The sequence below is a fragment of the Peptoniphilus grossensis genome, assembly GCF_001940285.1.
GTDB lineage: Bacteria > Bacillota > Clostridia > Tissierellales > Peptoniphilaceae > Peptoniphilus_A > Peptoniphilus_A faecalis.
This window is the reverse complement of sequence record NZ_MJIH01000001.1, coordinates 1458039-1471621: the sequence shown is the minus strand read 5'-3', so window position 1 is coordinate 1471621 and position 13583 is coordinate 1458039. Positions and strand designations below refer to the sequence as shown.

8 protein-coding genes, 2 pseudogenes and 1 other annotated feature are annotated in these 13583 nt (G+C 32.0%); of the genes and pseudogenes, 1 reads left to right on the top strand and 9 read right to left on the bottom strand.

From position 1 onward, the window contains the following. Window positions 1-68: 68 nt before the first annotated feature. From BIV18_RS07120 to BIV18_RS07110, 3 genes are all read right to left on the bottom strand, one after another. Complete coding sequence (locus BIV18_RS07120) at window positions 69-2072, bottom strand: sodium-translocating pyrophosphatase (RefSeq protein ID WP_075659943.1); 2004 nt, start codon at window positions 2070-2072, stop codon at window positions 69-71. Between the two features lie 22 nt (window positions 2073-2094). Then, a complete protein-coding gene (locus BIV18_RS07115; protein ID WP_075659942.1) occupies window positions 2095-2319 on the bottom strand; it encodes a preprotein translocase subunit SecG in 225 nt (74 codons plus the stop codon). Window positions 2320-2409: 90 nt separating this feature from the next. Further along, window positions 2410-3000 carry an HDIG domain-containing metalloprotein gene (locus tag BIV18_RS07110; RefSeq protein ID WP_075659941.1) on the bottom strand — a complete coding sequence of 197 codons (591 nt, stop codon included), beginning with the start codon at window positions 2998-3000 and terminating at the stop codon, window positions 2410-2412. Window positions 3001-3380: 380 nt separating this feature from the next. Here BIV18_RS07110 and gap point away from each other — a divergent pair, with 380 nt between their 5' ends. Beyond that, complete coding sequence (gene gap, locus BIV18_RS07105) at window positions 3381-4403, top strand: type I glyceraldehyde-3-phosphate dehydrogenase (protein ID WP_075659940.1); 1023 nt, start codon at window positions 3381-3383, stop codon at window positions 4401-4403. A 100-nt stretch (window positions 4404-4503) separates the two neighbouring features. Here gap and BIV18_RS07100 read toward each other — a convergent pair whose 3' ends face one another. From BIV18_RS07100 to BIV18_RS07075, 6 genes and pseudogenes are all read right to left on the bottom strand, one after another. Further along, a complete protein-coding gene (locus tag BIV18_RS07100; protein ID WP_075659939.1) occupies window positions 4504-6300 on the bottom strand; it encodes a homoserine O-acetyltransferase/O-succinyltransferase family protein in 1797 nt (598 codons plus the stop codon). Between the two features lie 65 nt (window positions 6301-6365). After that, window positions 6366-6594 (bottom strand) — a binding site (T-box leader). A gap of 401 nt (window positions 6595-6995) precedes the next feature. After that, window positions 6996-7421: pseudogene (locus BIV18_RS11370) on the bottom strand (DUF6608 family protein). Window positions 7422-7664: 243 nt separating this feature from the next. Then, on the bottom strand, window positions 7665-10631 hold the full coding sequence (locus BIV18_RS07090) for a stalk domain-containing protein (protein ID WP_075659938.1): 2967 nt from the start codon (window positions 10629-10631) through the stop codon (window positions 7665-7667). A gap of 285 nt (window positions 10632-10916) precedes the next feature. Next, window positions 10917-11273 (bottom strand): annotated as a pseudogene (locus tag BIV18_RS11365) (lysostaphin resistance A-like protein). Between the two features lie 624 nt (window positions 11274-11897). Further along, complete coding sequence (locus BIV18_RS07080) at window positions 11898-12572, bottom strand: GntR family transcriptional regulator (protein WP_075659936.1); 675 nt, start codon at window positions 12570-12572, stop codon at window positions 11898-11900. A 35-nt stretch (window positions 12573-12607) separates the two neighbouring features. Next, window positions 12608-13579 (bottom strand): NAD(P)-dependent oxidoreductase, encoded by a 972-nt coding sequence (locus tag BIV18_RS07075; protein WP_075659935.1) that lies wholly within the window; start codon window positions 13577-13579, stop codon window positions 12608-12610. Window positions 13580-13583 lie beyond the last annotated feature (4 nt).

The window sequence follows — 13583 nt, the reverse complement described above, 5'->3', positions numbered from 1 at the left end:
TCATAACAGCCTTCATGTATTTTACAACCTAAAAAATCTGCTAGAGAATTTCTCTAACAGATTTGTTTTTATAAGAATAGTCCGCCGTATGCAACAAATAGTGGTGCAAATACAAGGGATACAACAGTGATAAGTTTAATTAGAATATTAAGAGAAGGTCCTGATGTATCTTTAAATGGGTCTCCAACTGTGTCTCCAGTTACAGCAGCTTTGTGGGCTTCTGAACCCTTTCCACCATGTGCTCCGCCTTCAATGTATTTCTTAGCATTATCCCAAGCTCCACCAGCATTTGACATAAAGATTGCCATTAATACTCCAGTTACAAGAGCTCCTGCTTGAAGTCCACCTAGTGCTTCTGTTCCTAGTAAAATTCCTACTATGATTGGAACTACTACTGCGATAAGTCCTGGCACGATCATTTGCTTTAATGCTGCTCCTGTTGATATATCTACACATTTTGCATAGTCAGGAGTTGCCTTGCCTTCCATGATTCCAGGAATTTCTCTAAATTGTCTTCTTACTTCGTCAATCATTTCTGATGCTGCATTACCTACTGCTGACATGGTAAGTGCAGAGAAGGCAAAGGGAAGCATGCCGCCTATAAATGTTGCAGCTATAACTTCTGGTTTAGAAATGTCAATTCCACTTAGTCCAGTTGCGTTGATATAAGAAACGAAAAGTGCAAGGGCAGTAAGTGCTGCTGATCCAATTGCAAATCCCTTTCCTATTGCTGCTGTTGTATTCCCAACGGAGTCAAGTGAGTCTGTGATTTCACGAACATCTTCTGGTAGTTCACACATTTCTGCAATACCACCAGCGTTATCGGCAATTGGTCCGTAAGCATCTACGGCAATTGTCATACCCGTTGTTGAAAGCATGCCAACAGCTGCTAGTGAAATTCCGTAAAGCCCAATAATTGAATTTTCAGCTCCGCCTGCTCCAAGATAAGCTGCGATAATTCCAATTGCTATTACAATAATAGGTCCTACTGTTGACATCATACCTACAGAAAGTCCAGCGATAATATTTGTAGACGCTCCCGTTTCTGATTCAGCTCCAATTCTTTTAACTGGTGCATAATCGTCAGCTGTATAATATTCTGTGAATTTAGAAATAATAAGACCAACTGCAATACCAATGATAACTGGTGCAAAAGGTGCAAAACTTCCGAAAATTACATTTGATAAAACTGCTGAAGCAACCATAGTAACGGCAGCTGATACATATTCTCCTGCATTAAGTGCTTTTTGTGGATTCTTATCTCCCTTTACAAAAAATGCGGCTACAATTGATGCTAAAATACCAACTGTTGCAACAAGAAGTCCAAAGGTAACTCCATCATTTCCATAGGCTACTACCCCAAGAGTGATAACTGATAAAAGTGCTCCTACATAAGATTCAAATAAGTCAGCGCCCATTCCAGCAACGTCACCAACATTGTCGCCAACGTTATCAGCGATAACTGCCGGGTTTCTTGGGTCGTCTTCTGGGATTCCCGCTTCAACTTTACCTACAAGGTCCGCCCCAACATCTGCTGCCTTAGTATAGATACCGCCACCAACTCTTGCAAAAAGTGCAATAGAAGATGCTCCAAGTGAAAAACCAGTAATGATTTCAGTTTGTCCACCTGTAAAGAAATATGCACAAGTAATACCAATAATTCCAAGTCCAACAACGCACATTCCCATTACGACACCACCTGAAAAGGCAACATCAAGTGCTTTACCTAGACCACTTTTCCATGCTGCGTTAGTAGTTCTAACATTTGCCTTAGTAGCAACTTTCATACCAACATAGCCCGCAGCTACTGAAAAGATAGCCCCAACAACAAAACAAATAGCAGTTGGAATTGATTTAAGTCCTACTGCCAATATAATTGCAAGTACAATAACAAATACAACAAGAGCCTTATATTCTCTTGTTAAAAATGCCATAGCTCCTTCTGAAATGTAAGAAGAAATTTCCTTCATTCTTTCATTGCCAGCATCTTGTTTTGACACAAAATTTGCCTTATAAAAAGCAAATAAAAGTGCCAAAACACCGACTATAGGAGCTAGATATAAAATATTCATTCTAATCCTCCTTAAATTTTAATTAGATTGCAGCTAAAATAACAAGTGCAAGTGCAAAAACGACGCTTGAACCAATGACAATTTTATTTTGGATGTCTTTTTTACTTGAACCCTTGTGAGATCCCCAAGTTGTAGTTTCTTCTCCTTGAAGAGTTCCAAGACCAGCTTGGTCTGATTCCATTTGTGCAACTATTGTTATTATAATAATGCTAGCAACGATAATTATAATAGATAATAAAGTTTGCAAACTATTACCTCCCTTAAATTTCTATAACATATAAATTCTAACACAGCCAGACTTTCTAATCAACGAATTTATACGATTTTTGTTGTTTTTTTAACAACTCATCTCGATTTTTAAATTTTCTTCAATAAAATCTTCTCTAGCTTGCATTGCAACAAGAGTTTTTTCTATTAATTTGTCTAGCTCCCAGCCTAAAATTTCTGCTCCCCTTTTAATAACGTCACGAGAGCAACCTTCCGCAAATTTTTTGTCCTTAAACTTTTTCTTCACACTTTTTAAATTCATGTCCTTTGTGCTTTTAGATGGCCTCATAAGTGATGCCGCATAAATAAGTCCTGTTAACTCGTCAGTTGCATAGAGGACTTTTTCCATAAAAAGCTCTGGAGAAACATTTGAACATAGACCATAGCCATGAGATAAAATTGCGTGAATAAGTTCATCACTTCCTCCAGCACTCTTTAAGATTTCTGGAGTGTTTTTTAAATGCTCCTTGGGATATTTTTCATAATCAACATCGTGGAGCAGACCTGCTATCTTCCAAAAGTCCACATTATCCGCATCATACTCTTCTGCCAAGTATCCCATTACACTTTCAAGAGTAAGGGCATGTCTAATGTGAAACTCATCTTTGTTATACTCTTTTAAAAGCTTTAAAGCATTTTCTCTCGTAATACCGCTATTCATATCGTCACTTCCTTTTACATATATTATCACAATAAATTTTAAATTTCACTTTTTTTCCACTTTTATTATAATAAAAAGGCTAAAAATACCCTAAAGTTAAAATCTATTTTAAATAACTTAAATTTTCAATAGAGTCGGCAAGCCTAATTTTTTATTATAATTTATAAAATCATCTACAAATATTTTAAAATTTTCTAATTCCAATTTATTTCCATAATAATTTTCTCTTTATCTTTAGAAATTTTATAAACTCCATTGCAAGCTTTCCCTTTTATTACAAATAAGATATCTATTACCTCATCTTTAAAACAATATTAGATTTTACTTTTTACTACTTGTGTTATAATAATTATAGCATTGAATGATTACGGAGGTTTTTTATGAAAAAAAATGTTGGCATAATGGGCTTTGGAAGAATTGGCAGAGACGCTCTTAGAATTTGGGCATTAAGAAATGATGATGTTAACTTCGAAGTTACTCATGTAGCCGTTAGAAATTTAGAAAAAACTTTAAAAGAAAGAACTCACCTATTTAAATTCGATTCAATTTATAGAAAATTCCCAGGTGAGATTGAATTTACTGATGACGGAATGATTATTAATGGAAAAAAAGTTACTTTTGTTGAATCAAAAACTCCAGATCAAATGAATTGGAAAAAGCTCGGTGTTGACATTGTTATCGACTCTTCAGGTGCTTTCAAAGACGAAGACAAAGCTAGAGGACACCTTACAAGTGGCGCAAAAAAAGTCGTTTTAACTTCTCCAGGCAAGGGCGACATGCTTACTGTTGTAATGGGCGTTAATGACGACAAGTACGATCCAACAAAACACGACATTGTCTCCAATGCAAGCTGCACTACAAATTGTCTTGCTCCAATTACAAAGGTTATTTTAGAAAACTTCGGAATCAAGAAGGGACTTATGTCCACAGTTCACGCATACACCAATGACCAAAACATCCACGATGGTGTCCACAAAAAGGACATGAGACGTGCAAGAATGGGTGCAGAAAATATCATTCCAACTTCCACTGGTGCAGCAAAAGCTGTTGGAAAAGTAATTCCTGAAGTTGATGGTATTTTAACTGGTTTTGCACTAAGAGTTCCCGTTCCAACTGGTTCGCTAGTCGATGTTACCTTTGAACTTGAAAAAGAGGCAACTGTCGAAGAAATCAACGCTGCAATCAAAAAAGCTTCTGAAAATGAATTAAAAGGAATCCTAGAATATTCTGAAGATGAACTTGTTTCCTCCGATATTATTGGAAACACTCACTCTTCAATTTTCGATTCACTTCTTACAACAGTTAATGGGAAAATGGTTAAATTAATTTCTTGGTATGACAATGAATGGGGTTATACAGAAAGAGTAATTGACTTAACCGAAAAAATTGCAGAATCCCTATAATTTTAAATTATATTTTATTAAGGCTTGCTATTGCGAGCCTTTTTTGCATAATTAAAGGTATAAAAGTTGCCGTAAAATATAATTCTACAGCAACTATCAATCAATCCTTAATAATTGTCCCATGGTTTTTCGGATTATTTGTATTTAATATTTTTATTGTTATATTTTTTTCTTCCACTGGTTTTATTGCATCTCCTTGATAAACCTGTGCACCCTTATCTATTATTTCTTTTAATTCTTTAAAATTTAGTTTGTCAATGGTCTTTGCATTTGGATCTTGATTTGGATCAGATGTCATTATCCCATTTACATCTGTCCAATTTTCATAAACTTTTGAATCTAGTGCGTAGGCAATTAGGCTTCCCGTGTAGTCGCTGCCACCTCTTGTAAAAGTTACTATATCTCCATTGTTGTCGCTTCCATAAAATCCTGGCACAACTACTTTTTTGTTTTCGCCAATATGTTTTTTTATTGCATTTCTCGATTTTTCTAAATCTACCTGTCCATCATTGTCAAAAATTATTATGTCCTTGGCATCTACAAAACTATAATTTAAATATTTTGAGAGAAGTTTTGCATTTAAATATTCGCCCCTACTTACTATAAATTCTTTATCCACTGAGTTTTCTATTTCCTCAAATACAAATTGTAATTCATCCTTCCAAAATTCTTCAAGCTTTAAATCTTCTGCAATAGACAAAAATCTTTTTTTTATTTTTTTAAGTTGAGTATCCCTATAAACTCTCTGCACGCTTAATTCTTCTTCTAGAGATTTTATAATCTTATTGAGTTCATCTATTTTTAAGTTTTTATCTGCAAGTGAAATTAATTCGTCTGTAATTTTTGTATCACTTGAAAATCTTCTTCCCGGAGCAGAAACTACTATTACATCTCTATCTTCCTTGGAAAAAATTATTTTTTTAACCTTTGCAAATTGACCTGCATCCTTTAGAGAACTCCCGCCAAATTTAGAAACAGATTTTCCCTCAATAGTCTCGATGGCAAAGGGTGTTTCTTGGTATACACAGTAGTTGAGCCAGTTGGAAAAAAACAAATTTCCGGCAGATTTCCACCTTATTTTTATTTCCTTTTTTGGATCATTGTCTTCATAATAATTTTGAGGTGGGTTAATTTTTTTGCCCTTTGAAATATCTCTAATGTATTCATCGTGAAGTGTGTACTTGTCGTACTCCCAGTGTCCAAAATTAAATACAAAGCGCTCGTCCTTTGTTGTAACAAGAGAAACTCCCGTATCAGGTCTTGCTGCTATAACTTCTAAATCTGGAAAATCTTCAAAGTCTTCTATGTCTACATAGGTGTGCCTTGAAGTTGGAACTAAAAAGGTGTCGTCAAAGCCTTTAATGATTTTATTTTCCTTTAACTTGTCAAATTCAAATACACCAAAAATTTTCTCCTTTGAAACTTTATGCTCGATATTGTAATAATGATATAGAGCTGCTTGTGCAGACCAACATATAAACATTGTGGAATAGACATTTTCCTTTGCAAATTCAAAAATTGTCTTTAGTTCTTCCCAATATTTTATTTTCTCATAGGCAATAGTTTCAATTGGTGCACCAGTTATTATCATTGCGTCATACTTATTATTTTTTATGTCTTCGTAAGTTTTGTAAAAGGCCTTGAGCCTTTTAATATCGCTATTTGATGGATTATAGGACTCCATCCTAATAAGGTCAATATTTATTTGAAGGGCAGTATTTGACAACATTCTCAAAAGTTGAAGCTCTGTCTCTTCCTTTTTAGGCATTAAATTTACAATAGCTATGTTAAGAGGCCTTATGTCCTGCTTACTTGCACAAGAGTCTCTCATTGTAAAAATATTTTCTCTTTCTAAAACTTCTTCAACTATTAAATCCTTGGGTATTATTAATGGCATTCTTTATTCCTCTCTCATCTAAAATTTGTACTTGCAAGGAGTCTAATAAAAAAAGCTCCCGCCCTTAAAAGGACGAAAGCTTCGTGTTACCACCTTAATTCTCCCTTATCTCGCGATAAAGGACTCTTCAAGTACTACCATACTCTAGCACTATAACGGGTGCACCCGTGCTCACCTAAATATCAGCAAGCACTCGAGAAAGACCATGTTCACTTATTTTTCCTCTGCTTCTTTCACCAAACGAAGTTCTCTGTAAAAGTTCCAACAAGCTACTCTTCTTCCTATTGAGTTTAAATTTTATATCATAATAGCATCTATTTCCCAAGATGTCAACTACATAGAATTTCTAAATTTTGTAAAAATGTAGATAAGTCAAAAATTTATAACAGCATCTTTGGAAATACTCGCAAGGACATAAAAGAAATTTCTTTTAAAACTTTATATATTATCTATTTCTCTCTTGATTAGCTTTAGTATTTTATCCTAGTATGTTCTCTTGAAATGTAGATTTACAGTATTCCAATATCTATAATTAGTTACTATGGGTCTTATTTTATCTTTTTCTTCCATAAGTCCCTTTTTTCTCTTTTGGGCAAAAATAATAAACCAATTTGATTTGCTATTTCTAAAATTGCTCTATTCAGTTAGACAAACTGTGATTTATATGATTATTTACATAAATAACGAAGCCATCATTATATTCCTTTCTTCTGCCTTATCTTTTGAAATATCACTGCGATTACAGCAACAACTATAAACAAGCCTGTATAATTTATAGAAACGTCTTTATATGCTCTTTTTGTCAAAGGCTCAACAAACTGAGTTAACCATACAGTAAAAAATACACATGCTAAAGCAACCACTTATGTAATTACCACTCTTAAAAATATATTTTTTATAGGTAGATGTTTCACCATTCCATAAGCAATAATACCAATAAAAACTATCAATGCTCTTGTGAGTTCATGCCCATTACCACTTGGATCATATCTAATACCCTGAATTAGGTATGCAATACTATTAATAATTGTTGCGATTGTATAGATAATACTGTAAATAAATATCGCCTCTCTTAGCCAACTATTCCAGATTTTTTCATTCTTTCCTCCACTGATTTTCACATATCTATAACACTCAAACAAATATGAATAATCCTATTAATTTTTTACTTTATAACATCAAATCTATTTCTTAAATAATTTCTAGTTGTTTCACTTAATATTTTTGATGTTGTATCATATTTTTACTTACTTTATTGCGATATAACAACTATTATATTTAAAATATTTAAAGGCTTTGTAATATCTATTAGAGCTTTCACTCCATAATAGATATTATAAAGCCTTTTTAATTTCCGCTAAATATTATTTACCAATTTCTCTCATTATGACGACTTCTTTTGTATTTTCATTCCAGATGATATCCTTGCCATCTTTTAATCCCAATGCTCTAGCTATATTTGCTATTGGTAACATTGTTCTGTCCTTTCTAAGGACTGGTTTTACATCACTTTCATAAACCTTTCCATTTACGATTATTTCCTTTGTATCTACTGGTATTTTTACTAAATTTTCTTTGTCTATTAGGATTACTGTTCTGTTTTCATTGTCCCATTGAACATTAAATCCTAAGGCTTCTGCTACAAATCTAATTGGCAACATTGTTCTGCTTTTTTCAATAAATGGTGCAACGTCCATCTTTATCTTTTCTTCTACACCATCTGTTGATTTTCTCATTACTTCAAGACCAATTGCTAATCTTACTTCTAATTTAACTGATTTTGCTGAATTGGATTTATTTGCTGTATTTGTCGCATTTGCTATTACTCTTGTCGTTGACGATGAACCTGAATGACTTGACCACAAAGGTGTGTGCCAATTTTCACAATCTGAGTCACTATCATCGAGACTTGGATTAGGTGTTACTGGTATTACTGCTTTTGCTTTGTAAATTGCATCAAATTTTTGTGATACTACTTTGCCATCTGTTGGCACTGTGCTATCCCATTCTTTAAATTCTTTTGTTCCATCATTGTAGATAGCTTTTACTGGAATTTCACTTATTACTTCTACATTATCCCATGTTGTTCCCTTTAGGATGTCTAGTACTTTGTATCTATTTGTTCCGTCTATTTTTCCCTTTTCTGTTGCATCAAAGATTACTCTTGCATAGCCTTCTATTGCTGAAGCTTTAGGGTCTGTTACTACTTTTACTAAGGTATTTATTTTTAATTTGGCTGTTTCAGTTTGCAAGCTACCCCTTGTTAGTGTAATTGCTTTTTCATTATCGGATAGACTTAACTTAATTCCACTTGCAGGATTTGCATTAATGTTATTAGCGTCAAAATCTGCAAAGGCTATATCTTTTTTCAATCCTTTATTATCTTTTAAACTTACTACTAATCCATCAAGGTTTAAGTTTTCTCCATCTGAATATGTCAATTTTGTAGGCTGTTCTTTTACTTCAATAGACAATACATTACTAGGGTCAAATTTTATTTCTTCAAAAGTTGCCATGTATTTTGTATTGTCCTTTATCTTTGCAGTTTTGTCAAAGGTTGGTGTCCACACTTTAAATGTTGAACCTGCTTTTCTTGCTTTTGGTTCTGCAAAATCACTTGATTCACTTAGTGAATGTCCTTTTAACACATAGTACTTAGTTATGCCTTCTAGCTCTCCTTCTCCTGCTTTGAATTCCACTTTTGCATACTCTGGGTCCGGTATCTTTGTTCCTAAGTTTTGTGGATCGTCTATCTTTGGTTCTGTCATTAGTACTACTGGTTTGTCTTTCCAAAGGGCTTTTACAGTAATATCTTCTTTTAATGTAATTTCTTCGCCAACTTGCTTTTCCTCTCCCTTTACTTCCCAAGCATTGAATCTTTTACCAGCAGGGGCTGTGAAAGTACAATCAGGTAATTTATAGCTACTATTCTTGAAAACTTTAGCCCTTTCCATTTTGCCACTTCCTTCTCCTGCATCAAAGGATGCTACAACTTTATCAGCATAAGTAACCTTTAAAGTAACACGTAAAGTATAATTATCTATTACTTTATATCTGTATTTTACAAAGGAAGGCTTTGACGAAGGAAGCTTTAGTATTGAACCTAAGACGGAAGCTTTTTCCCAGTCGCTTGTCAGTGCAGGATTAAAATTTCCCGGTAAGCTCGTAAGCTCAAAGCTCAAGTCTTTTTTATCGACTTTAATTGGATATTCTTCATCATATCCATTAAAAGAATTTATTTTTTCATTTTTACTTAAATCCAAGCTCGTTAGTTGATTGTAGTTACAATCGAGTTCTTCAAGGTTCGGGTTTTTGCTTAGGTCTAAGGTGCTTATTTTGTTATAATCACAATTAAGTACACGAAGAATAGGATTCTTGCTTACGTTTAATGTGCTTAATTTATTTTTATAGCAATTAAGTTCCTCAAGAGCTGGATTGTTTTTTATGTTTAATGTTCTTAATTTATTTGTATGGCAATTAAGCTTCTTAAGGGCTGGGTTCTTGTTTATATCTAAAGTACTTAGATTGTTTTCTAAACAGTAAAGAGCCTCAAGCTGCGGATTATTGCTTAGGTCTAAAGTGCTTAGATTGTTGTACTCACAATGAAGTTCCACGAGGGCAGAGTTTTGACTTAAGTCTAAGGTGCTTAGATTGTTTTTATGGCAATTAAGTTCCTCAAGAGCTGGGTTGTTTTTTATATTTAATGTTCTTAATTTATTTGTATAGCAATTAAGCTTCTTAAGAGCTGGATTATTTTTTACGTTTAATGTACTTATACTATTAACTCGGCAATTAAGCTCCTCAAGGGTCGAGTTATGGCTTAGGTCTAAGGTGCTTAGACTATTGTACCCGCAATGAAGTTTCTTAAGAGTTAAATTCTTACTTAGATCTAAGGTTCTCAGAGAATTAGTTTCGCAGTCAAGCTCCTCAAGTTTCGTAAAATATTCTACTCCCTTAAGGTCTTTAATTCCTTTAGAAGCACAATCAATATTTGTAACCGCATCCAATTCCTCTTGCGAAAGAATACCATCACTATTTTTATCATATTTTTTTACACATTCTCTAAACTTCGGATCTGGAAAGTGGACTTCGTCTATTGCAATATCAGCAGTTTCACTGCTAGTTTCTAATTCAGGTGAGACAATTACGGCGATTTCCTTATCGGCAGTCCCTTCCACCAAGTTTAAACTATTGACTAGATCCTCTTTTTCCCTTACAATATTTTGACTAGTTTCTTTCTCTGCAAAGGTTTGGATAGGGATTGTAGACAAAATCATTAGAAATAACAAAAATAAACATAATATTGAACTCTGTTCCTTCCTTGCTTTCATTTTTCACTCCTTATAATTTTTTATAATTTTTATTTTCTCCAGAATTTTTATAGTTTTTTTCTTCTTCCAACTCCTTTTTTATCTTATACCCTTATTTTTCAAAATCTATTTATGTAATTATTTAAAGATTTTTATATATTCCAATTATTTTTTCTTTGTAATAGCTAATTTTTCTTTTATAAAAAGTTTGTATCAAAAACAACAATAATAAAATAATAAATATGTATATCACAGCTATTATATTATCATTATATTTCATAATAAAATTTATGTTAGGGGTATCTCTTATATAAATTCATAATATAATACCGATAACATAGCAAGTAAATTATTTAAACCATGAGTAAAAATTGAATATCTTAGTTTATCAGTTACAACGTATACCAACCCAGCAATAACTCCAATTAAAAAAGAAGATACAAAAGAACTAATAATTCTAAAATGAAATAGTCAAAAAGAAAGTGCTGATAATAAAATGACATGTTTTTTATCAAGACCTTTGGACTTTAAAAAATTTAATCCAAATTTTCTAAAATACAATTCTTCCCCTATTGGTATTAAAACCACAGATGTTATAATTGTTTCTAATGGACTAATTTTATTAATATCATTTACTTTTATATTTTCACCAAAATACTTCATATACCTTTCAAAATAAGTAAAATTAAATTCCTTTTCAATATTGTTGATATTAACATGCCTAAAAGAATAAATGAATAAACATCAGTTTTTTAATGTTTAAATTCTTAAAATAAAAACTTTTTCTTTTTATATATATTTTAGTAATTAAATATGTAACAACAATAAATACAATAGAAGCTAATAAATTTATATGACTTTTATAATCTAACTTTTTTAAAGATCGAAAAATTATACTAAAGATTATGTTAAATACTAATCAATTTGCAAAACAATAAGTGATGCAAAAAAATAATATTTTTAAATGTTTTTTCATATTCAATTAATACATCTAACAACGCTAAAAAATCCTTCAATTCCGCATAAAAAACTCAAGTCATTTTTATACCCCTATATTTTAGCTCTCCCTTTGTTTGAGTTTAACTCTATTTTACATGAACTTAAAAAGTAGTACACTAAATTCCAGTATAATTTAAAAAGGAGAGTACAGCATAAAATTTTCCTATCTATTAAGACAGAAAAGAACAAAATACCAGAGAAAGTATAAACTAACTCTAGTATTAGGTTCAACTTTTGTAGTCATCTTAATTGTTCAGAATAAACAAACATCTCAAAAACACTTGTTGGTCAAATTAACCTTGTAAACTCATTTACTAAAACCTCATATGACCATTTTAAATGCTTCTCTAAAATGTCTTGAGCTGCTTCTAAATTTCTATTCTTTATACATTTTAATATTTCTAAATGGTATCTAGTACTTTCCACAGTTGTATCCGTTAAAGCATAAGCTTCATGCTGATATCTATCAATTTGTCCCTTTATACTTGAATAAATAGTCTTAATATAATTGTTCGCAGAATTTTCTAAAATAAGCCTATGAGTTTCTTCATCTTTGCTTATCAAGTATCTTTCAGAAATATATTTATTATTATTTTTGTCTTCTAATATTTTATATAAATCTTTTTCTAATCTATCAATTTCATAATCCTTTATATTCCTTATTGAAGTTTTCATTGCTATTTTTTCAATGGCAATTCTAACTTCATAAATATCAGATAAATCTTTTAGAGATAATTCTAGTACAATTGTACCAACTCCATCTACACTTTTTAAATACCCTTCTTGTTCTAATCTAGTGAGTGCTCTTTTGACTGGAGTTCTACTCATGTTTAATTGTTCACCAATTCTTTTTTCGGTTAATAATTCTCCACCCCTTACATCACCTGATATTATTGAATCTCTTATAAATTTATAAGCTTTATCTGAAAGAGTTTCCTTACTTTTTAATTTTACTCTCGTCATTACAACCCCACTTAATTAATTAAAAAAACAAATTCTTAAATAACAGGATCTCTTGGAGTTTTACCTTTTAAAACAGCCTCTAAATTTCCTAATGCAAATTCTTTTAAAGCTTTCATAGACTCTATTGAAATATAAGAAATATGAGGTGTTACCAAAATACCTTTTTGATTAAAAATTTTTTCATTCCCATTAGGAGGCTCATTAGCCACAACATCTAAAATAGCACCTTCTATTTCTTTGTTTTTAATTGCCTCAATCAAATCTGTTTCTTTTATAATTTTGCCTCTAGAAGTATTAATTATATGAGCGGTCTTTTTCATCATTTTAAATTCATTCATAGTGATTTTATCTTTATTAGCATCAATTCCTTTTAAATTTACACTAACATAATCCGCAATTTTAAATCCTTCTTCCCAAGATACTTTTTTAACTCCATATTTAGCTATCTCTGCTTCACTTAAAAAATCATCAATGGCATAAACATTAATTCCAACAGGCTTAACCTTATTAGCTATAGCTTTTCCTATAGCTCCAAATCCAACAATGACAAGGTTCTCTTTCGAAATTCTATGTCTAGGTTCTTCTATTACAAGAGAGCCCCACTTACCATTTTTTACATTCTCTAAACATGTATCAGAATAAAACTGTATTCTCTTATTATAGTAATAAATAGCTGCAAGAGTGTAATCTGCTAAGTCTTCAGCACAATATCCCTGTATATTTGTAACTCTTATTCCTTTTTCTTTGCATGCTTCTAGATCAATCCTATCATATCCTCCTCCATATGTCGATATGACTTTACAATTATCCAGTTTTTCTATTGTTTTTCTAGGAATATCAGCGTAAACTTGTGCTAAAATAGCATCAACTTTACTTCCGAACTCCTCAAGATCTTTTTCATAATCATAATTTGAAATCCTTATTTCAACATTTTCAAAAGCTTTTGGCAAATACTCTTTTTCCAAATCGTAATTAGTCCACTCTTCATCTATAATCCAAATTAACATTTTA

Coding starts and splice junctions, on each gene's coding strand:
- BIV18_RS07120 (WP_075659943.1), bottom strand. CDS start 2,072: ATGAATATTTTATATCTAGCTCCTATAGTCGGTGTTTTGGCACTTTTA.
- BIV18_RS07110 (WP_075659941.1), bottom strand. CDS start 3,000: ATGAATAGCGGTATTACGAGAGAAAATGCTTTAAAGCTTTTAAAAGAG.
- gap (WP_075659940.1), top strand. CDS start 3,381: ATGAAAAAAAATGTTGGCATAATGGGCTTTGGAAGAATTGGCAGAGAC.
- BIV18_RS07100 (WP_075659939.1), bottom strand. CDS start 6,300: ATGCCATTAATAATACCCAAGGATTTAATAGTTGAAGAAGTTTTAGAA.
- BIV18_RS07090 (WP_075659938.1), bottom strand. CDS start 10,631: ATGAAAGCAAGGAAGGAACAGAGTTCAATATTATGTTTATTTTTGTTA.
- BIV18_RS07080 (WP_075659936.1), bottom strand. CDS start 12,572: ATGACGAGAGTAAAATTAAAAAGTAAGGAAACTCTTTCAGATAAAGCT.
- BIV18_RS07075 (WP_075659935.1), bottom strand. CDS start 13,579: ATGTTAATTTGGATTATAGATGAAGAGTGGACTAATTACGATTTGGAA.